The 21,364-nt window shown below is 67.9% G+C and carries 29 protein-coding genes; 14 read left to right on the top strand and 15 right to left on the bottom strand.

The annotated features are described in order from the left end of the window. Positions 1-6: 6 nt before the first annotated feature. The 5 genes from phoU (at position 7) to PGN16_RS05715 (ending at position 4,052) form a co-directional block, all read left to right on the top strand. The gene (phoU, locus tag PGN16_RS05735) at positions 7-693 is read left to right on the top strand and encodes a phosphate signaling complex protein PhoU (RefSeq protein WP_335308457.1); all 687 of its coding nucleotides are present in this window, start codon (positions 7-9) and stop codon (positions 691-693) included. After that, entirely contained in the window at positions 693-1,385 is a 693-nt protein-coding gene (gene phoB, locus PGN16_RS05730) for a phosphate regulon transcriptional regulator PhoB (RefSeq protein WP_022686745.1), read from the top strand. The genes phoU and phoB overlap by 1 nt, the downstream gene beginning before the upstream one ends. Before the next feature lie 110 nt (positions 1,386-1,495). Then, positions 1,496-1,990: a hypothetical protein gene (locus PGN16_RS05725; RefSeq protein ID WP_335308456.1), complete on the top strand. Its 495-nt coding sequence runs from the start codon at positions 1,496-1,498 to the stop codon at positions 1,988-1,990. 88 nt (positions 1,991-2,078) lie between these two features. After that, a complete protein-coding gene (locus PGN16_RS05720) occupies positions 2,079-2,978 on the top strand; it encodes an SDR family NAD(P)-dependent oxidoreductase (RefSeq protein ID WP_335308455.1) in 900 nt (299 codons plus the stop codon). A gap of 48 nt (positions 2,979-3,026) precedes the next feature. Then, a complete protein-coding gene (locus tag PGN16_RS05715) occupies positions 3,027-4,052 on the top strand; it encodes a hypothetical protein (RefSeq protein WP_335308454.1) in 1,026 nt (341 codons plus the stop codon). A 39-nt stretch (positions 4,053-4,091) separates the two neighbouring features. On the opposite strand, the gene PGN16_RS05710 is transcribed toward PGN16_RS05715, so the two are convergent. Both PGN16_RS05710 and epsC read right to left on the bottom strand, forming a co-directional pair. Beyond that, the gene (locus PGN16_RS05710) at positions 4,092-4,436 is read right to left on the bottom strand and encodes a DUF2794 domain-containing protein (protein ID WP_028965627.1); all 345 of its coding nucleotides are present in this window, start codon (positions 4,434-4,436) and stop codon (positions 4,092-4,094) included. After that, on the bottom strand, positions 4,436-5,128 hold the full coding sequence (gene epsC / locus PGN16_RS05705; protein WP_335308453.1) for a serine O-acetyltransferase EpsC: 693 nt from the start codon (positions 5,126-5,128) through the stop codon (positions 4,436-4,438). Before epsC ends, PGN16_RS05710 begins: the two co-directional genes overlap by 1 nt. Before the next feature lie 158 nt (positions 5,129-5,286). On the opposite strand from epsC, the gene PGN16_RS05700 reads away from it, so the two are divergent. After that, complete coding sequence (locus tag PGN16_RS05700; protein WP_335308452.1) at positions 5,287-6,057, top strand: sulfite exporter TauE/SafE family protein; 771 nt, start codon at positions 5,287-5,289, stop codon at positions 6,055-6,057. 42 nt (positions 6,058-6,099) lie between these two features. On the opposite strand, the gene PGN16_RS05695 is transcribed toward PGN16_RS05700, so the two are convergent. Both PGN16_RS05695 and PGN16_RS05690 read right to left on the bottom strand, forming a co-directional pair. Next, positions 6,100-6,621 (bottom strand): carboxymuconolactone decarboxylase family protein, encoded by a 522-nt coding sequence (locus PGN16_RS05695; protein WP_335308451.1) that lies wholly within the window; start codon positions 6,619-6,621, stop codon positions 6,100-6,102. A 156-nt stretch (positions 6,622-6,777) separates the two neighbouring features. Next, entirely contained in the window at positions 6,778-7,323 is a 546-nt protein-coding gene (locus PGN16_RS05690) for a peroxiredoxin (protein ID WP_335308450.1), read from the bottom strand. Positions 7,324-7,474: 151 nt separating this feature from the next. On the opposite strand from PGN16_RS05690, the gene PGN16_RS05685 reads away from it, so the two are divergent. Continuing rightward, positions 7,475-8,377, top strand: coding sequence for a hydrogen peroxide-inducible genes activator (locus PGN16_RS05685; protein WP_335308449.1), 903 nt, complete (start codon positions 7,475-7,477; stop codon positions 8,375-8,377). A 203-nt stretch (positions 8,378-8,580) separates the two neighbouring features. After that, positions 8,581-9,255 (top strand): energy transducer TonB, encoded by a 675-nt coding sequence (locus tag PGN16_RS05680; protein ID WP_335308448.1) that lies wholly within the window; start codon positions 8,581-8,583, stop codon positions 9,253-9,255. Here the strand turns inward: PGN16_RS05680 and PGN16_RS05675 are convergent, their stop codons facing one another. The 3 genes from PGN16_RS05675 to pgsA form a co-directional block, all read right to left on the bottom strand. Then, positions 9,256-9,687: a molybdenum cofactor biosynthesis protein MoaE gene (locus tag PGN16_RS05675; RefSeq protein ID WP_335308447.1), complete on the bottom strand. Its 432-nt coding sequence runs from the start codon at positions 9,685-9,687 to the stop codon at positions 9,256-9,258. It abuts the gene before it with no gap. After that, a complete protein-coding gene (gene moaD, locus PGN16_RS05670; RefSeq protein WP_335308446.1) occupies positions 9,684-9,935 on the bottom strand; it encodes a molybdopterin converting factor subunit 1 in 252 nt (83 codons plus the stop codon). Before moaD ends, PGN16_RS05675 begins: the two co-directional genes overlap by 4 nt. A gap of 139 nt (positions 9,936-10,074) precedes the next feature. Further along, positions 10,075-10,641 (bottom strand): CDP-diacylglycerol--glycerol-3-phosphate 3-phosphatidyltransferase, encoded by a 567-nt coding sequence (gene pgsA / locus PGN16_RS05665; protein ID WP_028965618.1) that lies wholly within the window; start codon positions 10,639-10,641, stop codon positions 10,075-10,077. Positions 10,642-10,769: 128 nt separating this feature from the next. Here pgsA and PGN16_RS05660 point away from each other — a divergent pair, with 128 nt between their 5' ends. Continuing rightward, positions 10,770-12,065, top strand: coding sequence for an MFS transporter (locus PGN16_RS05660; RefSeq protein ID WP_335308445.1), 1,296 nt, complete (start codon positions 10,770-10,772; stop codon positions 12,063-12,065). Between the two features lie 4 nt (positions 12,066-12,069). Here PGN16_RS05660 and PGN16_RS05655 read toward each other — a convergent pair whose 3' ends face one another. Further along, positions 12,070-12,237: a hypothetical protein gene (locus tag PGN16_RS05655; RefSeq protein WP_335308444.1), complete on the bottom strand. Its 168-nt coding sequence runs from the start codon at positions 12,235-12,237 to the stop codon at positions 12,070-12,072. Positions 12,238-12,323: 86 nt separating this feature from the next. Between PGN16_RS05655 and PGN16_RS05650 the strand changes: the two genes are divergently transcribed. Both PGN16_RS05650 and PGN16_RS05645 read left to right on the top strand, forming a co-directional pair. Then, complete coding sequence (locus PGN16_RS05650) at positions 12,324-12,848, top strand: gamma carbonic anhydrase family protein (protein ID WP_335308443.1); 525 nt, start codon at positions 12,324-12,326, stop codon at positions 12,846-12,848. A gap of 175 nt (positions 12,849-13,023) precedes the next feature. Continuing rightward, positions 13,024-14,034 (top strand): NAD(P)H-dependent flavin oxidoreductase, encoded by a 1,011-nt coding sequence (locus PGN16_RS05645; RefSeq protein ID WP_335308442.1) that lies wholly within the window; start codon positions 13,024-13,026, stop codon positions 14,032-14,034. 256 nt (positions 14,035-14,290) lie between these two features. On the opposite strand, the gene PGN16_RS05640 is transcribed toward PGN16_RS05645, so the two are convergent. Together PGN16_RS05640 and PGN16_RS05635 are read right to left on the bottom strand one after the other, a co-directional pair. Next, on the bottom strand, positions 14,291-14,752 hold the full coding sequence (locus tag PGN16_RS05640; protein ID WP_335308441.1) for a DUF1465 family protein: 462 nt from the start codon (positions 14,750-14,752) through the stop codon (positions 14,291-14,293). Between the two features lie 105 nt (positions 14,753-14,857). Further along, positions 14,858-15,067, bottom strand: coding sequence for a YdcH family protein (locus PGN16_RS05635; RefSeq protein WP_335308440.1), 210 nt, complete (start codon positions 15,065-15,067; stop codon positions 14,858-14,860). A gap of 165 nt (positions 15,068-15,232) precedes the next feature. On the opposite strand from PGN16_RS05635, the gene PGN16_RS05630 reads away from it, so the two are divergent. Beyond that, positions 15,233-15,391 carry a YdcH family protein gene (locus PGN16_RS05630; protein ID WP_335308439.1) on the top strand — a complete coding sequence of 53 codons (159 nt, stop codon included), beginning with the start codon at positions 15,233-15,235 and terminating at the stop codon, positions 15,389-15,391. Positions 15,392-15,442: 51 nt separating this feature from the next. Here PGN16_RS05630 and PGN16_RS05625 read toward each other — a convergent pair whose 3' ends face one another. The 3 genes from PGN16_RS05625 to PGN16_RS05615 form a co-directional block, all read right to left on the bottom strand. After that, positions 15,443-15,817, bottom strand: a complete 375-nt coding sequence (locus tag PGN16_RS05625) for a hypothetical protein (protein ID WP_335308438.1) — start codon at positions 15,815-15,817, stop codon at positions 15,443-15,445. Positions 15,818-15,883: 66 nt separating this feature from the next. Next, entirely contained in the window at positions 15,884-16,621 is a 738-nt protein-coding gene (locus PGN16_RS05620) for a prepilin peptidase (protein WP_335308437.1), read from the bottom strand. A gap of 8 nt (positions 16,622-16,629) precedes the next feature. Continuing rightward, the gene (locus PGN16_RS05615; protein WP_335308436.1) at positions 16,630-16,878 is read right to left on the bottom strand and encodes a hypothetical protein; all 249 of its coding nucleotides are present in this window, start codon (positions 16,876-16,878) and stop codon (positions 16,630-16,632) included. A gap of 79 nt (positions 16,879-16,957) precedes the next feature. Between PGN16_RS05615 and PGN16_RS05610 the strand changes: the two genes are divergently transcribed. After that, positions 16,958-18,145: a thiolase family protein gene (locus PGN16_RS05610; protein WP_335308435.1), complete on the top strand. Its 1,188-nt coding sequence runs from the start codon at positions 16,958-16,960 to the stop codon at positions 18,143-18,145. A 289-nt stretch (positions 18,146-18,434) separates the two neighbouring features. Then, entirely contained in the window at positions 18,435-20,072 is a 1,638-nt protein-coding gene (locus PGN16_RS05605; protein WP_335308755.1) for a Na+/H+ antiporter, read from the top strand. 102 nt (positions 20,073-20,174) lie between these two features. Here PGN16_RS05605 and PGN16_RS05600 read toward each other — a convergent pair whose 3' ends face one another. Then, a complete protein-coding gene (locus PGN16_RS05600; protein WP_335308434.1) occupies positions 20,175-20,522 on the bottom strand; it encodes an L-rhamnose mutarotase in 348 nt (115 codons plus the stop codon). Further along, positions 20,519-21,364, bottom strand: a complete 846-nt coding sequence (locus tag PGN16_RS05595; protein WP_335308433.1) for a fumarylacetoacetate hydrolase family protein — start codon at positions 21,362-21,364, stop codon at positions 20,519-20,521. Before PGN16_RS05595 ends, PGN16_RS05600 begins: the two co-directional genes overlap by 4 nt.

Raw genomic sequence — 21,364 nt, 5'->3', positions numbered from 1 at the left:
GCAGACATGGCCAATACCCAGGAACATACCGTCAAGGCGTTCGATCAGGACATCGGCCAGTTGCGCGGCCTGATCTCGCAGATGGGCGGTCTTGCCGAAAGCGCGATCGCCGATGCGATGATCGCGCTGCAACGCGGCGACGCGGCGCTTGCGGAGCGGATCGCCGCCGACGACAAGCGGATCGACGCGATGGAAACCGAGGTCGAGCGCACCGCGGTCCGCATCATCGCGCTGCGTGCCCCGATGGCCGACGATCTGCGCGAGGTGGTCGCCGCGCTCAAGATCGCCAGCGTGATCGAGCGGATCGGCGACTACGCCAAGAACATCGCGCGCCGGGTGCCGCGGATCGAAAGCGAGCATCGCATCGAGCCCTTGTCGATCCTGCCCGCCATGGGACGCATGGCCGCGGCGATGGTGCATGACGTGCTCAACGCCTTCGCCGCGCGCAATCCAGAGGCGGCGCTGGCGGTGTGCGAGCGCGACAATGCGCTCGACGATTTCTACGACAGCATCTTCCGCACCCTGGTCACCTTCATGGTCGAAAACCCGAAGACGATCAGCGAGTGCGCGCAATTGCTGTTCGTCGCCAAGAATCTCGAGCGGATCGGCGATCACGCCACCAACGTCGCCGAGATGGTCTATTTCGCCGCAACCGGGGTGCGGCTCGTGGAACGCGAAAGAGGAGTCGATTGATGGCCAAGGCCCGCATGTTGCTGGTGGAGGATGACGCCAGCCTCGCCGAGCTGCTGGTGTGGCATTTCACCCGCGAGCATTTCGACGTCCAGCACACGATCGACGGCGAGGAGGCGCTGCTGCTCGCGCGCGAGACCCCGCCCGACATCGTGCTGCTCGACTGGATGGTCGAGGGCATTTCGGGGATCGAGGTCTGCCGCCGTCTGCGCCGCGCCGCCGAGACGCAGAACGTGCCGATCATCATGCTCACCGCGCGCGGCGAGGAGGAGGATCGCGTCCGCGGGCTCGAGACCGGCGCCGACGATTACGTCACCAAGCCGTTCTCGCCGCGCGAATTGGTGGCGCGCGTCGGTGCTGTGCTGCGCCGCGTGCGCCCCGCACTGGCCGGCGAGCAGCTTACCTACGCCGATCTCGAGATGGATACGGTCGGCCACAAGGTGCGCCGCGGGGGCGACGTCGTGGCACTCGGGCCGACAGAATTCCGTCTTCTCAAGCACTTCCTCGAACATCCCGGTCACGTTTTCTCGCGTGAGCGTCTGCTCGACAGTGTCTGGGGCCACGACAGCGACATCGAAAGCCGCACCGTCGACGTTCATATCCGCCGCTTGCGCAAGGCGATCAATGAAGGCGGGCGTCCCGACATTATTCGGACCGTTCGTTCAGCGGGTTACGCGCTCGACACCGGCCACTGAATCTTTCCGCTTTCGCAACGAGGGACCTTTTTTCTGTCGTGGGGCGTTGCCCGGACCGCGTGATAAACAACGCGTTTCTGACCGAACGCACACGGCAGGAGAAAGATAAGATGAAGGCCATTCTTCTCGCGGCAGCGGCCGTGATCGCCATCCCCGCGACGGCGATCGCGCAGGACACCCCGCAGACCACGACGACCGCGCCCGATACCGGCGCCGCCCCGGCGACCACCGCGGATCCGAGCGCGTCCACCGATCCGGCCGCTGCGCCGCAGACCGACGCCACGGCACCGACCACGCAGGCCGATCCCGCCGCCCCCGCCCCGGAGGCCAATGCGCCGATGACCCCGCCGGCCGGTGGCGCGATGACGCCGCAATCGGGTGGCAGCATGGGCACCGAGAGCGCGGGCGGCTATCAGCCGTCGCAGCCGGCGGTGTCGGGCACGCCGCAGCCGGGCGCGACCGTGCGTTTCCAGCCGGCCCCCTCGCCGTCGCAGGCTTTCCCGGCGCCCGCCGCCAAGGAAAGCTATCCGATCTGCAAGAAGGGCCAGTATGACGGCTGTATGCAGGCCAGCGACGCGCGCAAGACGACCCGCCGTCGCCGCTAGGCACCGGTAGCGACCGAACGGGCATTGCGCCCGTTCGAAGACCAGGTATGGAAGGCGCTTCATCCGTTCAGGAGGGAGCGCCTTTTCCATGTCGATCCGTTTCGATGATCGCGTCGCCATCGTCACCGGTGCCGGCGGCGGCCTGGGCCGACACTATGCGCTCGAACTCGCCAAGCGCGGCGCGCGCGTCGTGGTCAACGATCTCGGCGGCGACCGCAGCGGTACCGGCACCTCCGACGCGGCCCAGGCGGTGGTCGAGGAGATTCGCGTCGCTGGCGGCACCGCGATGGCGAACGGCGCCAGCGTCGCCGATTACGACCAGATGGCGGAGATGGTCGCGCGTGCCAACGAAGCGTGGGGCGGCGTCCATATCCTCATCAACAATGCCGGGGTGCTGCGCGACAAGTCGTTCGCCAAGATGGAGCCCGCCGATTTCGCGTTCGTGGTGCAGGTCCATCTGCTCGGCACGGCCTACGCGACCAAGGCGTGCTGGGACACGTTTCGCGCCCAGAACTACGGTCGCGTGCTGATGACCTCCTCGTCCTCCGGGCTGTTCGGCAATTTCGGGCAATCCAATTATGCCGCCGCCAAGCTCGGCATCGCCGGGCTCGCGCGCACCTTGCATCTGGAAGGCGCCAAGCACGACATCCGCGTCAACACGATCGCGCCCACCGCCGGCACCCGCATGACCGAAGGGCTGTTCCCCGATGCCGCCTTTGCGGCCTTCGTCCCTGAAAAGGTCGCTCCCGCCGCACTGTATCTGGTCAGCGAGGATGCGCCCTCCGGCCAGATCGTCGGGGCGGGCGCGGGCGTCGTGCAAGCGAGCTATCTCACGCTGACGCCCGGGGTGGCGCTGCACGGTGACGACCTGTCGCCCGAAGGCGTCGCACGGCACTGGACGGCGATCACCGAGCGCGCCGGGGAGATCGTCCCCGGCTCCGGCGCGGAACAGGCGATGCTGATCGCGCGGACGTTGCACGGCGGTTGAGTCTCCGAGGCTCGCGCGATAGCCTCACCGTCGTCAGGGGGAGTGACCATGTACAGCGAGAGCGATATCGACCAGGCGGTCGCGGCCGGCGTGATGCCCGCGCAGGTTGCCAGCGATTTCCGCGACCACGTCGCCGCCCTCCGCGCGACACCGGCGGTCGATGAAGAGCATTTCCGCTTCCTGACCGGCTTCAACGACATCTTCGTCACGATCGCGATCGCATTGTTGCTGGTCGCGGTCGGCAACATCGGCGGCAATATCGATGCGGCGGCCGGCGGAGCCGGGGTGGCGGGCGTGGCGTGGCTGCTGGCCACCTATTTTACGGCGAGGCGGCGGATGGCGCTGCCCAGCATCGTCTTGTTGCTGGCGTTCGTCGGCGGACTGGCCGCGATCGTCGCCGCGCTCGGCTTTTCGATCGTCGACGACCCCAGCGATCGACAATCGGCGGCGATCGGCGCGGTCGCGGCTGCGGTCGCTGCCGTCGGCGCATGGCTGCACTGGCGTCGCTTCATGGTGCCGATCACCCCGGCGGCCGGCGCGGCCGCAGCCGTCGGGCTGGTGGTCAGCCTGTTGCTGACGATCCTGCCGGAATCGCTGCGGCTGGCCTGGCCGTTGCTGTTCGTCGGCGGGATCGCGGTGTTCGCCTATGCGATGCGCTGGGATCTGTCGGACCGTGCGCGCCAGACGCGCCGCGCCGACGTCGCCTTCTGGCTGCACCTGGTCGCCGCCCCGATGATCGCGCATTCGACGTTCCAGATGATGGGCGTGTTCGAAGGCGACATGGGGCTGGGCAAGGCGGTGGTGGTGCTGCTGCTCTACGTCGCCTTCGCGCTGGTCGCGCTGGTGGTCGACCGGCGAGCATTGCTGGTCTCCAGCCTCGTCTACGTCCTCTACGCGATGTCGGTGCTGATCCGCACCGCCGGCTCCACCGAATTGTCGCTGGCGTTCACCTCGCTGGTGATCGGATCGGCGCTGCTGTCCCTGTCGGCGTTCTGGCAGCCGATCCGCGCGCGGGTCATTGCGCGGCTGGGTCAGTGGGGCGACCGGCTGCCACCGGTGCAGATGGCGGGGTGATCGCCCCGCAGTGCGGTCCCTCCGACCCGCGCCGCGACCCTATTCCTCCACCAGCTTCATCAACCGCCGCTCGACCGGGGCGAGCACCGGCCCGAGTTCATGCCCGCGCCGCACCACCTGCCCTGCCTCGCCGACCAGCGCCCACATCCCCTGCCGGTTGCGCAGGGCCGGTCGCTTCTCGACGCGGAACTCCGGCCGCTCGGTGGCACGGCGAAACGCCGAAAATACCGCCGCCTCTCGCCCCAGATCGATGGCATAGTCGCGCCAGTGCCCGGCCGCGACCATCCGTCCATACAGATCGAGGATGCGCATCAACTCGGCCCGATCGAACGCCACCTGCCGCGGCTGACCGGCACCGGCCGGAAAGGGTGTGACGATCCCCATCAGGCGCGGTCACGCTCCTGCCCGGCGGCGTGCTCCTGCTCCTCGATCAGCGCATCGAGCCGCTTCTTCATCGCCTCAAGCTCACAGCGCAGCAACTCCACCCGCTGCGTCGCGGGATCGAACATCTCGCGGCACGGCGTACCGTAGGGAACGAAGCGCGGCTCGGGCGCCGCCCCCCCTTCGACCACCGTCGGGCGTGCCGGAATGCCGACCATCACCGCGCCCGCCGGCACGTCGCGCGTCACCACCGCATTGGCACCGACCCGCGCGCGCGGACCGACCGTGATCGGCCCCAGCACCTGGGCACCCGATCCGATAATCGCACCATCGGCGATCGTCGGGTGGCGCTTGCCCGCCACACCATTGTCGGGACTGGTGCCGCCCAGCGTCACGCATTGATAGATGGTGACGTCGTCGCCGATCTGGGCGGTTTCACCGATCACCACGAAGCCGTGGTCGATGAAGAAATTGCGCCCGATCGTCGCACCCGGATGGATGTCGATCGCGGTCAGCGCGCGCGAAAAGTGGTTCACGATACGCGCAGGCACGTAGAAACCGGCGCGATACAGCCGGTTGGCAACGCGGTGCCAGGCGAGTGCCCACACACCGGGGTAGGTCAACACTTCCAGACGCGAATGCGGCGCCGGGTCGCGCGCGCGGATCGAATCCAGATAATCGGTCAGTCGCGACATCCGCGTCCCCTTCTCTCTTCGCCGCAAGATAGAACGTCGCCGCGCCGGTTTCCATAAGCAGCGCTATCGGGCGAGAAAGCGTATTTTCCTATCGTCATTCTGGGATATGACCCATGCCGAGCCGGCGCGGCCGTTCCGATCGCGCTTGGGGAGACCGGATGCAGGCGCTGACGCAATTCGACCTTTCGGCCTTGTGGCCGTTCATCGCCGTGGGCTTCGGCGCCCAGCTCGTCGACGGGGCACTCGGCATGGCGTTCGGCGTCATCTGCAATACCCTGCTGGTCGCGGTGATCGGGCTGCCGCCGGCGCGCGCCTCCGCCAACGTCCATATCGTCGAAACCTTCACCACCGCGATTTCCGGGATCAGCCATGCCATCACCGGCAACATCGACAAGGGGCTGTTCCTGCGGCTGCTGATCCCGGGCGTGATCGGCGGAGTGGCGGGCGCCTATATCCTGACCAACATCGACGGCGCGGTCGTGAAGCCGTTCGTGCTCGCCTATCTGGTCATCATCGGCATCTATCTGCTGGTGCGCGGGCTGATGTTCCCGCCCAAGGTCAGCAAGCCCAAGGTGGTCGAACCGCTCGGGCTGCTCGGCGGGTTCATGGACGCGGCGGGCGGCGGTGGCTGGGGCCCGATCGTCACGTCCAACCTGCTGGTGCAGGGCGTCGAGCCGCGCAAGGTGGTTGGGACGGTCAGCGCGGTCGAATTCTTCCTGACCGCGGTCGTGTCGGCGACCTTCATCTACCATCTCGGCATCAAGGATTTCGCGACCGCGACGGTCGGGCTGCTGATCGGCGGCGTCTTCGCCGCCCCGCTCGGCGCCTTCTTCGCAAAGCGCATCCCGATGAAGGTGATGCTGGTGATGGTCGGCACCGTGCTGACGATCACCAGCACCTACGGCTTCATCCGCGCCGTGCTGCTATAGGCTTGGCCATCATTCCCGCCTCCGCGGGAATGACGGAGCTGCTTACGCGCTGACCGCGTGGACCGTCGCCACCGCCTTCATCACCGAGGCGATGCGCGCGGCGGTCTGGATCACCTCGGCGGTGACGCCCGCCTTCTTGAGCACCTGCTCATGGCTGTCGATGCACATGCCGCAGCCGTTCATCGCACTGACCGCGAGGCTGAACAGCTCGAAATCGACCTTGTCGATCCCCGGCGCGCCGATCACGTTCATCCGCAGCTTGGCCGGCATCCGGCTATATTCCTCGTTGCTGGCGAGGTGCGTGAAGCGATAATAGACGTTGTTCATCGCCATGACCGCCGCTGCCGCGCGCGCTGCGGTCGCCGCCTCGGGCGACAGCTTGTCCGCGACCTCGGCCTCGGTCGCCTCGACCAGCGGCTTGTAGCCCGAGCCATGGGCGCAGGCGAGCAACGTGCCGTACTTGCGCTGGTCGTTGAGCACCGTCTCGTTCAGCAGCGAGCCGACGTTGAGGCGGATGTCCTTGGCGAAATCGGGCAAGGTGCCCGCGAATTCCTTAAGAGCCATGTGTGTCTCCAGCCACGACCCGTCATTGCGAGCGCAGCGAAGCAATCCAGAGCCCAGCGCGTGACGCTCTGGATTGCTTCGCTGCGCTCGCAATGACGGGCGGGCGATAGATTTTAGGAAGTAGAGGGCGGGACCAATCGGCCCCGCCCTGAAAAATCAGGCCGCGACCTGCAGGACGTCGTCGCCCTTGTTCCAGTTGCACGGGCACAATTCGTCGGTCTGCAGCGCGTCGAGCACGCGCAGCGTCTCCGCCGGGTTGCGGCCGACGTTCAGGCCGTTGACCTGCACCGCCTGGATGACGTTGTCGGGATCGACGATGAACGTCGCGCGGAACGCGACATGCTCGTTCTTGTCGACAATGCCGAGCGCGTCGGCCAGCTTGCGGCCGTTGTCCGCCAGCCACGGGAAGTCGGCTGCGGCCAGATCCGGGTCCGACTTGCGCCATGCGAGGTGGACGTGCGCGGTGTCGGTCGAGGCGCCGATCAGCACCGCGTCGCGGTCCTCGAAGTCGCCCTTGATCTGGCTGTAGCCGACGATCTCGGTCGGGCAGACGAAGGTGAAGTCCTTCGGCCAGTAGAACAGCACCTTCCACTTGCCCGGATAGGCGGTGGTCAGGTCGAGCGTCTCGCCGTTCGGGAGCGCGCTGGTGCCCTGCTGGACGGGGACGGTGATGGGGGGGAAAGTATCGCCGATGGTCAGCATGTCTGGCTCCTGTTGTGAATGCGGAGTTCCAGTCATCCTCTCTGCCGGGGCCGCGTCGCTGCGCCGCCTCTCGCTGCGTCATCGATATAGGGGGCTTCGCGTGATCGAGCAAATCGTCTATTCCATCTCTTGTGATCGACGGAGACGATGAATGGCCGCCACCTACCTTCCGACGCTCAAGCAGTTGCAATATCTGGTCGCACTCAAGGATCACGGCCACTTCGGGCGCGCGGCCGAGGCATGCTTCGTCACCCAGTCGACCTTGTCGGCGGGCCTGCGCGAGCTGGAGACGCTGATCGGCGTCACGTTGGTCGAGCGCACGCGCCGCGTGGTGCGGTTCACCCCGCTGGGCGAGCAGATCGCGACCAAGGCGCGCGTCGTACTGCGTGAAGCGGAGGAGCTGGGCGATCTCGCGCGCGCCGCCGGCCGCCCGCTGTCGGGCGAGATGCGGCTGAGCGTGATCCCGACGATCGCGCCGTTCCTGTTGCCGCGCATCCTCCCGCGGCTGCGGCGCGACTATCCCGATCTGAAGCTCTACCTGCGTGAGGAACCGAGCGGCCCGGCCTGCGAAGCGCTGCACAACGGCCGCACCGACTGCGTGCTGCTCGCGCTGCCCTATGCCTGTGGCGAGGTGACGGTGCTAAAGCTGTTCGACGACCACCTGTTCCTCGCCTTTCCCGAAGGCGAGATGCCGACCGATCTCTCGGCGGTGCGCCCCGACGACATCGACGAGACGCGGCTGTTGCTGCTTGAGGACGGCCATTGCCTCAAGGAACATGCGCTGGCGGCGTGCAACCGCGCCGAGCTGCGTGCCGAGGCGACGATGCTCGGCACCTCGCTCCACACAATGGTGCAGATGGTCGACAATGGTCTTGGCGTCACGATGCTGCCGAAGATCGCGCTCGACGCCGGCATTCTCGACCATACCAAGGTCGTCGCGCGCCCGCTCGACGCCGCCGCGCCGGTGCGCACGCTGGCACTGGTCTGGCGCCGCGCCTCACCGCGCGAACGCGATTTCCACCTGCTCGGCGAGGTGCTGAAGGCGGCGGCCTGATAATCCTTTTCGTCGCCCCGGACTTGATCCGGGGCCCCGCTCCTTCTTGCGCCCGAGGGGAAGCAGCAGCCTAAACCTTCATCCAGACCGGGCCATCACCGCGATTGACGCGCAGTCGCAAACGGCGCAGCATCGCGATCTGGAGCTCGTCGTTCGTCGGGCATCGTGTCCGTCGTGGCGCCTCCGGTCGGGAGGTTGGTCGCATGGCTTATGCAAATCGGATCGACAATTCACGGCGTTTCACCACGATCGCGGGCGTCGCCGCGATCCACGGCCTGATCGGCTACGTCTTCATCAGCGGCATGGCGACCAGCTTCGTCCAGTCGGTGTCGAAGCCGTTCATCACCACCAACATCCCGGTCGACACCCCGCCGCCGCCCGACATCACGCCGCCCAAGCTGGAGAAGGTGACGCCGCAACAGCCCACCACCACGATGCCGCCGCTCACCACCGTCACACCGATCGTCCCCAGCCGGACGACCAGCGAGAACGTGGTCGTCATCACGCCCCCGATGCCGCCGGTCGATTTCGGCACCGGCACCGTGACGGTCGACCCGCCTGCCCAGCCCGCGACGGTCAGCAAGGCGAGCGGGGTGCTCGCGCGCGGCAACCGCAACGACTGGATCAGCACCGACGATTACCCGCCCTCCGCCTTGCGCGCCGAGGAAGAAGGCGTCGTGGGCATCTCGATGCGGATCGGCGCCGATGGGCGGGTCGACTCCTGCACGGTGACCGCGCCGAGCGGCCATGCTTCGCTCGATCAGGCAACCTGCCGCCTGTATCAGCGCCGCGCGCGCTTCACGCCCGCCCGCGACGACGCCGGAACCCCGATCGCCGGGACCTTCAACGATCGTATCCGGTGGCAACTGCCGAAATAATCAGCGCCAGCGCGCCGCCGCATCCTCATCGGCGGCGCGCGCCTCCACCCAGCGCGAGGCGCCATCGACGATCTCGCGCTTCCAGAATGGCGCGTCGGTCTTGAGCCGGTCGATCAGGAACGCGCAGGCCTCGAGCGCGGCGGCCCGGTGTGCCGAGCAGGTGCCGACGAACACGATCCGCTCGCCCGGCGCCATCGGCCCCACCCGGTGCACGATCGTCGCCGCCGTCAGCGACCAGCGCGCGGTCGCGTCGTCGGCGAGCCGCGTCAGCGCCGCTTCGGTCGCGCCGGGATAATGTTCCAGTTCCAGCGTCGCGACGCCGTCGTCGGCGCGCACCAGCCCGGTGAAGGTCGCGACCGCCCCGCCCTGCTCCAGCCGTGCGAATTCGGCGGTGACGTCGATCGCATCGCACGAGACGAGGACGCGGATCATCCGCCCGTCACCGGCGGAAAGATCGCCACCTCGCGCGCGCCAGCGATCGGCGTATCCAGCGGCACGAACGCCTGATCGACCGCCGCCCGCAGCCGCGCCGGATCGGCGAAGGCGGCACCATGCCCGGCGCTGCGCGGCGCAAGCCACGCGACGAGGTCGGCGACCGTGGCGACCCCGGCCGGCGGTGTCACGTCTTCCTCGGCGACGCCGATCCGTTCACGCACCCAGGCGAAATACAAAAGTTTCATACGCGTTCCTGACACATTCCCGCTCGTGCTGAGGAGGCATTGAGCTTGTCGAAATGCCGTCTCGAAGCACAGGTCCTTCGAGACGAGGCTTCGACAAGCTCAGCCTCTCCTCAGGACGAACGGAGGAGAGGCCGGCTCCTCAATCCATATGCTTCAAACCGACCCGCAGGTAATCCCACCCGGTCACGATCGTCAGCGCCGCAGCGCCCCACAGGCTGGCGAGGCTCGCCACCTTGATCCACGCCTCGCCCGGCAGCGCACCCGACAGGATCAGCCCGCCCAGCGAGACGAGCTGCAAGGTCGTCTTCCACTTCGCCAGCCGCGACACCGGCAGTGACACCTGCAACCCGGCGAGGAACTCCCGCAACCCGCTGACCGCGATCTCGCGCAACAGGATCACCAGCGCGGCGATGATATGCACCCCGGTGATCGCCGCGACATCGTCGTGCCGCGTGCCGACCAGCATCAGGATCACCGCCGCGACCATGATCTTGTCGGCGATCGGATCGAGGAACACGCCCAGCTTCGACACCGTCCCCTGCGCGCGCGCAAGATAGCCGTCGAAATAATCGGTGATCCCCATCAGGCAGTACAGGCCGAAGGCGACCCCGAAACCGAACCGCCAGCTCGGCCACCAAAGGAACGCCACCAGCAGCGGCACCGCGACGATCCGCGACAGCGTCAGGATGTTGGGCAGGGACAGCATGGGTGCGACGTGGACCCGCGGCGCGGGCAGCGCAAGCGCCTGTCGCGCGAAAATCGCCGTTGGATCGCGGCGGCCCAGCCGCTATGGCTCGGCGAATTGCCAACTATCCGGGGGCCCGTTCCCGCGTCATGATCAATGCCCTCGGGCTTCTCAAGCGGCGGCGCTTCCTGCCGCTGTTCACCACGCAATTCCTCGGTGCCTTCAACGACAATCTGTTCAAGACCTCGATGGTGCTGTTCGCCACCTATGAGATCTTCGCCGACGAAACGCAGGAGAGCTTCTTCAACGCGCTGACCGCCGCGCTGTTCATCCTGCCGTTCTTCGTGCTGTCCGCACTGTCCGGGCAGCTCGCCGATTCGAGCGACAAGGCACGGATCATCCGACTGGTGAAGACCGTCGAGATCGCGATCATGGCCGTCGGCAGCGCCGGGCTGTTGCTGGCGCGCACCGGTGCGGTCACGCTGCCGCTGGTGCTGATGCTCGCCGCGGTCACCGGGCTGGGCGTCCACTCGACGTTCTTCGGCCCGATCAAATATGCGATCCTGCCGCAGCATTTGGACGAGGACGACGTGCTCGGCGGCACCGGACTGGTCGAGGCGGGTACCTATCTGTCGATCCTGCTCGGCACGATCGTCGCCGGCTTCGTCTATCACTCGCCGCTGCTCGTCGCGTTGCTGACGATCGTGGTGGCGCTGCTCGGCTGGCTCAGCGCCCGTGCGGTGCCGCCCGCGCCGCGGCTCGGGCCGAAGCTGAAGCTCGACTATAATCCCGTCCGCGCCTCGTGGCGGCTGATCGCCGAGACGATGCACATCCCGCGGCTGTTCCTCGCCATCTGCGCGATCAGCTTCTTCTGGACGATCGGATCGGTGCTCATCATCGTCTTCCCGCCGTTGGTGAAGAACGTGCTGACCGCCGACGCCAGCGTCGCCAGCCTGGTGCTGGCGGTCTTCTCGATCGGCGTCGCGATCGGATCGGTGGTCATCAACCTGATGTTGCGCGGCCAGATCTCGGCGCGCTTCTCCCCCGCCTCGGTGATCGCGATGGGACTGGCGGTGCTCGCCTTCTGGTGGGTGGTCGGGCTGTGGACCCCGGCGCCCGCCGGCCACCTGTTCGACATGGCCGCCTTCATCCGCCAGCCCCATGCCGTGCCGGTGCTGCTCGCCCTGCTCGGCGTGGCGGTCTTCGGCGGGATGTTCGTGGTGCCGCTCTACGCCTTCCTCACGACGACCGTGACCAAGGACCATACGGCGCGGACGGTCGCGGCGAACAACGTCGTCAACGCCGGGGCGATGACGTTCGGCTCGATCGCGGTCGCCGGCATCACCGCGCTGGGGGTCACGCCGTCGCAGTTGCTGCTGCTGGTGGTCGGGATGTGCGTGATCTCGGCCATGCTCGCGCAGCGCCTGCATCGCGCCTGCGACTGACCGATCAGAAGATCATCGTCGAAAAGGTGATGAAGAAGGCGGCGAAGCTGAGCAGGAACAGCCGCACGTCATGATCCCCCACCTTCGCCTCCGGCATGGCGGCGGGCGGCGGCAGGGTGCGGCGGAAAGGGTGTCCCGCACCCTCGTTCGTCAGGACCAGTCGGCGTTGCATAGCCAGGTCTTAACGCGCTGTTTACGATTTCGGCTACCATCGACCGGCGCGGCGCCTGTATCGCCGCGGGACAGCAGGAGACCGCAATGCCGCTCTATGCCTTCAAGGGCCACCGCCCGACCCGCCCCGCCTCGGCCTGGATCGCGCCCAACGCCGATGTGATCGGCGACGTCGTGCTCGGCGAGGAGGTCGGCATCTGGTTCGGCGCGGTGATCCGCGGGGACAACACCACGATCGCGGTCGGCGCGCGCAGCAATGTGCAGGAAGGCGCGATGCTTCATTCCGATCCCGGTGCGCCGCTGACGATCGGCGAGGAGTGCACGATCGGCCACCACGCCGTGCTCCACGGGTGCACGATCGGCGATCGCGTGCTGATCGGCATGGGCGCGATCGTCCTCAACCGCGCGGTGATCGGCGCGGATTGTATCGTCGGCGCGGGCGCGCTGGTGACGGAGGGCAAGACCTTCCCGCCGCGCTCGCTGATCGTCGGCAGCCCGGCGCGCGTGGTGCGCGAGCTGGATGATGCGGCGGTCGCCGCGCTTCGAATATCGGCGGCGCACTATGTGGAGAACGCCCGCGCGGCCGCCGAGGGGCTGGAGCGCGTAGGATAAACCTCCTCCGTCATTCCCGCGCAGGCGGGGATCCAGACGCGCAGGTCAGCGCAGGAGCCGCGACGTTGGCAGTTCTGCATTCTCGCCTGCGACGGAATGACGATGGAAAAAACCCGCCCCACCTGACGTGGCGTCAATCTTGCCACGCCCCCGGACGCCCCACATAACTCCGGTCATGTCGATCCCCCCGCTTCTGTCGCACCTGCGTCTGCCCGTCATCGGGTCGCCGCTGTTCATCATCTCCAACCCGGATCTGGTGATCGCGCAGTGCAAGGCGGGGATCGTCGGCTCTTTCCCGGCGCTCAACGCGCGCCCGGCGTCGCTGCTCGACGAATGGCTGCACCGCATCACCGAGGAACTGGCCGCGCACGACCGCGCGCACCCCGATGCCCCCGCCGCCCCGTTCGCCGTCAACCAGATCGTCCACAAATCCAACGACCGGCTGGAGGCCGATCTCGCGGTCTGCGCCAAGTGGAAGGTCCCGATCACGATCACCTCGCTCGGCGCGCGCGAGGAACTCAATCAGGCGGTGCACGGCTGGGGCGGGATCACGCTCCACGACGTCATCGACGATCGCTTCGCGCGCAAGGCGGTCGAGAAGGGCGCCGACGGGTTGATCGCGGTCGCGGCCGGTGCCGGCGGCCATGCCGGCCGCCTGTCACCCTTCGCGCTGGTGCAGGAGATCCGCACCTGGTTCGACGGTCCGCTCGCCCTGTCCGGCGCGATCGCCAGCGGCGACGCGATACTGGCGGCGCAGGCGATGGGCGCGGATTTCGCCTATATCGGCTCGGCCTTCATCGCCACCGACGAGGCCAATGCCGACGCGCGCTACAAACAGGCGATCGTCGACGGCCGTGCGGCGGACATCGTCTATTCGGACCTGTTCACCGGCGTCCACGGCAATTACCTGCGCGCCTCGATCGTCGCCGCCGGGCTCGACCCGGACAATCTGCCGCAGGGCGATCTCAAGACGATGAGCTTCGCCTCGGGCGGCGCGGCCAAGGCGTGGCGCGACATCTGGGGCTCGGGTCAGGGTATCGGCGCGATCGATACGGTCGTCCCCGCGGCCACGCGCGTGGCGCAATTGGCGGACGAATACCGGGCTGCGCGCGACCGGCTGCTAGGGCGGATCGACATTCATGATGGTGTCCTCTTGCCCTCGCCCCTGGACAGGGGAGAGGGATAGCGGAGCTTGCCAGCTTGCTGGCTAGCGCAGCTTGGGTGAGGGGTTGAGCGAGCCAAAGGCTCGCGCGCTCGCTTGCGCGAGCGCCACCCCTCACCCAGCTCCGACCAAGACTTCGCTGCGCAAAGCCTAAGTCTGCGCAACCCTCTCCCCTCTGCGAGGGGCGAGGGCAGGCAACCATGAATGTCGATCGCCCCTAGGTCGCTGATCACCCGTCCGTGCGAGCGTCGCGAAGCAATGACGGCTTGGATGCCGCCGCTTAGAACGCCGTCGCCAGCCGATCGAGCATCGACCGCGCCGGGCTCACCACCGGCATCTCACCGGCGCCGGCTGCATCCAGCAACGCCACGCGGCGATGCAGGTCGATGCTGCTCCCGATCACGCCTTGTGCCTGTGCCGGAAACCGTTCCAGCAGCGAAGCGTCGGTCGCCGGGGATGAGCCAAGCCGCCGCGCCGGATCGAGCGCCTGCGTCGCGGTCAGTTCCCCCGCCGCGATCGCGCGCTGCGTCAGCAACCAGGCGATGACATGCATCAGCCGCGTCGTCACCTTCAGCGACTCGCAACTGAACGCCACCCGCTCCATCGGCGGCAACGCCTCGCGCTCGGCCCGCCCGCCCTCGTCGAAATAATGCCGCGCCTCGTCGGCCAGCAGCATCGCCTCCGTGTAGAAGGAGTCGATCAGCCGGCGATGCAATCGTGGGTCGTGGGCGTGGTCGGCCATGCCGCCGTCCTTGCCATGAGCGCGGGTGACCCGCCAAGCGCGTTCATCACGTTTGTGGCCGTTCCGGGCGCGCGATCGTCCCGAAATGCGCCGGATCGCCGCGCTTCAGGCGATGATGTCCGGGATGATCTGATCTTCCAGCAACGCGATTTCGTCGCGCAGCCGCAGCTTGCGCTTCTTCAGCCGCATCATCTGCAACTGGTCGGGTGCGCCGCCGGTGGACAGCGCCGCGATCGCATCGTCCAGGTCGCGATGTTCGACGCGCAGCATCTCCAGCCGCGCGGCCAGCTCTGGATCATCGCCCCTGTCGTTCATCGCACGCGTCCCCGGTCCCGAGTCGCGCCTGCATAGCCGCCCGGCCCGATCGGCGCGACCCGTCGTACGAAAGTCGCAGATGATCGCGTGCAAGCAAAAGTGACGGGACATATGCCGGCTTTCGTGATTTCCTTCCTATCCCTCTCAACCATGAAGGAGACTGCCATGCAGACCGCGCACATCTCGGCCCTGGAGGCCAAGCATGCGACGCTCGACCAGCGGATTGCCGCCGAGTCGCAACGTCCCGTGCCCGATACGATCGTGCTTGCGGAACTGAAGAAGCAGAAACTACGGTTGAAGGAGGAAATCACCTCCTCGCATTGAGCTGAGCAAGGTGGCGCCCGGTGGACACGTTCCGCCGGGCGCTTTCCTTTTTTACTTCGCGCAGCCCACCAATCCGGCCAGCGGCACGATCACGGTGTCGCGCCCTTCGCGATCCAGCCGCAGCGTCGCGGTCGGCACCGCCCCGCCTTCGGTGAGGTTCTGGCGCAACTCCACCGTCATCTGCACCGTCGCGACCATGTCGCCCGCGCGATAGACCGTCTCCGCGTTGAAGCCGAGCGGCGCGTTGCCGGTCGCACCGGTGCGCGGCAGGTCGATCAGCTTGCCGTCGATCGACAGGCGCAGCGTCGCGGGGTCGGCGGTCGCCAGTGCCGCCAGCGTCCGGGTCGTGCCGGTGGAGAACAGATAGGCCGCGCACCCCCCGCGCCGGCAGCGCCTGTTGCGGCAGCGCGCCGATCGGCAGGCCATCGATCGTCGACGACGGCGGGGCGGTGGGGGCCACGGCCTGCACCGCCGCCAGCAGGAAGGCGAACATCATGCCCGCAATCCTATCATGAGCAGCCACGCCGGGTAAGCCGCGATCGCCAGCAGCGTGCCGAGCGGCAATGCGTCGTCGGCCGCCATCGCCCGCCCGCGCAGCCGCTGGAACGCTACCCAGCCGAGCCCGATCAGCCCCGCGACCAGCAGCACCGCCGGCAACATCCGCCAGCCGAGCGCCAGCCCGATCGCCCCGAACAATTTCGGATCGCCCCCACCCAGTCCCTCCCGTCCGCGCCAGCGCCGGTAGAATGTGGCGATCGCCCAGAGCAGCGCGAAGCCCCCCGCCCCGCCGATCGCGCGCTCGACCCACCCGGGCGGCGCGACGCCAGCACCCGCGATAGCGACCAGCGCCAGTGCGGCGACCAGCGGATCGGGCAGCCAGAAGTCGCGCGCGTCCATCACCGCCAGCACCAGCAGCAGCCAGCCGAACGCGGCGCCGGCCAGCGCCACCGGCGCCGGTGCGACCAGCGCCGCGATCATGCCGACCGCGGCGCAGCCGGCTTCGATCAGCGGGTGGAGCGGATCGATCCGCGCGCCGCATGTCCGGCAGCGCCCGCGTGCGACCAGCCACGACAAAAGCGGCACCAACTCACTCCCGCGCAGCGTTCTGTTGCAACCGTCACACGCAGATCGCCCGTATTTTACCGACCGTCCCTGTGGCCAGCGGATCGCGATCGTGGCCAGAAAGCTGCCGATGACGGCACCCAGCACGCCAAACGCCGTCACCCACATCCACCGACTCAGCCCCGCTTGCGAATCAAATAGCGATACACGCCGAAGCTGTTGATGCCGAGCAGCACGCCGTTCTGCACGCCCAGCGGCTCGTCGCCGGTCAGCCACGCGCCGGTGATCCATGCGATCGAAGAGGTGACGAAGATCGCCATCCCCCAGCCGGTCACGCGCCGGCCGCTGTCCAGCGACACCATGAACGCCGCCGCGATCCCGCTCAGCGCCGCATACCATTTCAGCGCTTCCGCAAGGGCTTGCATAAAGAGCGGCGTAGCTGTTTGCGCCGTCGGGCACGAGCGCTTACACGCCGATCGAGATCAAGCGAGGAACCGCGGAATCATGGCTACCGATCCCATCGTCATCCTGTCCTATGCGCGCACCCCGATGGGCTCGATGCAGGGCAGTCTCGCCGCTTTGTCGGCCAGCGAACTGGGCGCAGCGGCGGTAAAGGCCGCGGTCGAGCGCGCCGGCGTCGACGCCGCCGCGATCGAACGCATCTATATGGGCAACGTCCTGTCGGCCGGCGTCGGCCAGGCCCCGGCACGGCAGGCCGCGATCGGCGCGGGCCTTGGCGAGCATGTCGAGGCGACGACGCTCAACAAGGTTTGCGGCTCGGGAATGCAGGCCGCGATCCTCGGTGCCGAGGCGCTGGGCGCGGGCTCGATCGACCTGCTGGTCGCGGGTGGCATGGAGAGCATGACCAACGCCCCCTATCTGTCGAAGGCACACCGCGGCGGCGCGCGCTTCGGCCACGACCGGCTCTTCGATCACATGGCGCTCGACGGGCTGGAGGACGCCTATCAGTCCGGCACCGCGATGGGCGTGTTCGCCGACGATACCGCGCGCGAGTATCAGTTCACCCGCGAGGCACAGGATGAATTCGCGATCGCCTCGCTGACCCGGGCGCAAAAGGCGCAGGCGTCCGGCGCGTTCGATCGCGAGATCGTCGCGGTGGAGGTGAAGGGTCGCAAGGGCAGCGTCACCGTCTCGGCGGACGAGCAGCCCGGCAAGAGCGATCCCGCCAAGATCCCGTCGCTCCGCCCTGCCTTCACCAAGGACGGCACGGTCACCGCCGCCAATGCCTCGTCGATCTCGGACGGTGCCGCGGCGCTGGTGCTGACCCGCCTCTCGGTCGCCGAGAAGCTCGGCATCACCCCGGTCGCGCGGATCGTCAGCCACGCCGCGCACGCGCACGCTCCGGCGCGCTTCACCACCGCTCCGGTGCCCGCAATGCGCAAGGCATTGGAAAAGGCCGGCTGGTCGGTGGGCGACGTCGACCTGTGGGAAGTCAACGAGGCGTTCGCGTGCGTCGCAATGGTCGCGATGCAGGAACTCGCGCTCGACCACGAAAAGCTCAACATCAACGGCGGCGCGTGTGCGCTCGGCCATCCGATCGGCGCATCGGGCGCGCGCATCCTCGCGACGCTGCTCGGCGGCTTGCAGACCACCGGGCAGAAGCGCGGCGTCGCCTCGCTGTGCATCGGCGGCGGCGAAGGCGTCGCAATGGCGGTCGAACTGATGAATTGACCTTCGTCGCAATCGACTCAATTATCGCGACCTACCCACTCTCGTCGCCCCGGGCTCGACCCGGGGCCCCGCTTCTTCTTCCCGGCGCAAGGTAGAAGCGGGGTCCCGGATCAAGGCTCTCCTGAGCTTGTCGAAGGGGCCGGGCCGACGGCTACTTCAGGGGTCGGCGGCTCACCCCTCCCCGCGACAAATCATTGCACCGACCCGGATCGGTGCGCTGAACGGTTGCGCGGCGCGCCACTTCCGGCGATCCCCCTCCTCATCCCTATCCCGAAGCAGGTTGCGCGCCTTGGAAGTCGTCTCGATCGTTCTGTTGTTGTTGTTTGCCGTCGTCATCAGCGGCGCGATCGCGCGCATTCTCCCGATCAACATCCCCACTCCGCTCGTCCAGATCGCGTTCGGCGCCGCGATCGGCATGGCCGCGGACCTGCGGGTGACGCTCGACCCAGAGATCTTCCTGCTCGTTTTCCTGCCGCCGCTGCTGTTCATCGACGGCTGGCGCATACCGAAGGATGAGTTGCTGAAAGACGTGCCGGTCGTCGTCGAGCTGGCGCTCGGGCTGGTCCTCACCACCGTCGTCGGCGTCGGTTTCTTCATCGACTGGCTGATCCCCGCAATGCCGCTGGCGGTGTCGTTCGCGCTCGCCGCGGTCGTCTCGCCCACCGACCCGATCGCGGTGTCGGCGATCGCCGCGCGCGTGCCGATCCCGCGCCGGATGATGCACATCCTCGAGGGCGAGGCGCTGCTCAACGACGCCTCCGGCCTGGTCTGTCTGCGCTTCGCGATCGCTGCCGCGCTGACCGGCGCCTTCTCGCTCGCCGACGCCGCCGCCAGCTTCGTGTGGCTCGCTGCCGCCGGCATCGCGATCGGCGTCGTCACCACCGTCGCGATCACGCGCGCCAAGGCATGGGTGTCGCGCCGCTTCGGCGAGGACACCGGATCGCAGGTGCTGGTCAGCCTGCTGATCCCGTTCATCGCCTATATCGCCGCCGAGCATTTCCATGCCTCCGGCATCCTCGCGGTGGTCGCGGCCGGCGTGACGATGACCTTCGCCGAACTGTCACGACAGGCGCTCCCCGCCACGCGGATGCGCCGCAATTCGGTATGGGACACGATCCAGTTCGCGCTCAACGGCATCATCTTCGTGCTGCTCGGCGAGCAACTGCCGGTGATCCTCGCCGGTGCGCGCGAGACGGTGCGGCTCACCAACCACGACAATCCGTGGTGGCTGGCGCTTTATGTGCTCGCGATCGTCGCGGTGCTCGCCGGCCTGCGCTTCGTCTGGGTCTGGGTGTCGTTCCGGCTGACCGTGCTCCGGCGCGGCGTCGACGATTCCCCGCTGCGCAGTCCGGACTGGCGGGTGTTCGCGGCGATGTCGCTCGCCGGGGTGCGCGGAGTGATCACGCTGGCGGGCGTGCTGACGCTGCCGCTGGCGCTGAGCGACGGATCGCCCTTCCCCGCGCGCGACCTCGCGATCGCGCTGGCCGCCGGGGTCATCATCGTCTCATTGGTCGCGGCGAGCATCGGGCTGCCGTTGGTGCTGCGTGGGCTGGCGCTGCCCCCCGAACCGTCGAAGCAGGGCGAGGAAAACCGCGCGCGCGTCGCCGCCGCCCGCGCCGCGATCCGCGCGGTCGACGGCGCGCAGCACGACCTGTCGCGCGACCGCGACGACGCCGACGTCTATGCCGAGGCGGCGACGCGGATCATGGACCTCTACCGCGAGCGCATCCGCGTCCGCGTCGATGGCGAACCCGAACTGGCAGTGATCCAGCAGAACGAGCGCATCGACCGCGTGCTGCGGCTGGCGGCGATCCGCGCCGAGCGCGAGGAGGTGTTCCGGCTGGAACGCGCCCGCGCGATCGGCAGCGAAACCGGCCGCAAGCTGACCCGCGAACTGGACTTGCTGGAGGGCCGGTTGCGGGGGTGACGATCGCGTCCCGTCGTCCCGGGCTCGACTCGGGACCCCGCTTCTTAATCACGCCGGCCACAGAAAGCGGGGTCCCGGATCAAGTCCGGGACGACGGGTGAACTATTGCTCCGCCAGCGAGAATATCCGCCGCGCCGCCACCCATTTCACCCCCGGCTCCGCCCACGGCAGACGCCGCTGATAGGCGTCCATCTTCTCCTCCCACGCCTGCACCGTGGGATCGGCCGCATCCGCCGCCGCCTTGGTCGCGGCATCGAAGGAGGCGTCGGTCTCCATCACCATGACCAGCCGGCCGCCGGTGCGATAGATGTCCATCGCCGTAATCCCCGCCGCCCGGATGCTCGCGACGATCGGCGCGGGCACCGCGCCGGGGGCGTGCCACGCCTCATAGGCCGCGACCGCCTCCGGCTCGTCGGCGATATCGACCAGCAGGACGTGGCGTTCGGTCATGCCTGACAGGCCACGACGGTCTGGCGCTGCTGCCCCAGCCCTTCGATCCCCAGCTCCATGACATCGCCCGCCTTCAGGAACACCGGCGGCTTCTGCCCCATGCCGACGCCCGGCGGGGTGCCGGTCGAGATCACGTCGCCGGGCTGGAGCGACATGAACTGGCTGACATAGCTGACCAGAAACGCCGGCTTGTAGACCATCGTCGCGGTCGAGCCGTCCTGATAGCGATGGCCGTTGACCTCAAGCCACATCCCCAAGGCGGTCGGGTCGGCGACCTCGTCGCGCGTCACCAGCCACGGCCCGATCGGCCCAAACGTGTCGCAACCCTTGCCCTTGTCCCACGTCCCCTGCCGCTCGAGCTGGAAAGCGCGCTCGGACACATCGTTGATGACGCAATAGCCGGCGATGTGATCCAGCGCGTCGGCCTCGTCGACGTAGCGCGCCGTCTTGCCGATCACGATCCCCAACTCGACTTCCCAATCGGTCTTGGTCGAGCCCTTGGGAATTTCGACATTGTCGTCGGGGCCGATGATAGCGCTGGTCGCCTTGGTGAAGATCACCGGCTCGGTCGGCACGGTCGCGCCGGTCTCGGCAGCATGATCCGAATAGTTGAGCCCGATGCACAGGAACTTGCCGACCGCGCCGACACACGGGCCATAGCGCTCGACCTCCACCACCGGCAGCGTCACCGGATCGATCGCCGCCAGCCGCGCCAGCTCGGCACCGCCCAGCGCCGCGCCCGCGATATCCGCGACATGCGACGACAGGTCGCGGACCTGACCGTCCGCGTCGACCATCCCCGGCTTCTCGGCGCCCGGCGCCCCGTAACGTACCAGCTTCAT

Origin of the sequence: Sphingomonas phyllosphaerae, assembly GCF_036946485.1 — a bacterium.
GTDB classification, from domain to species: Bacteria; Pseudomonadota; Alphaproteobacteria; order Sphingomonadales; family Sphingomonadaceae; genus Sphingomonas; species Sphingomonas phyllosphaerae_E.
The sequence above is the reverse complement of the archived record's forward strand: the minus strand, read 5'-3'. Positions and strand labels throughout refer to the sequence as shown.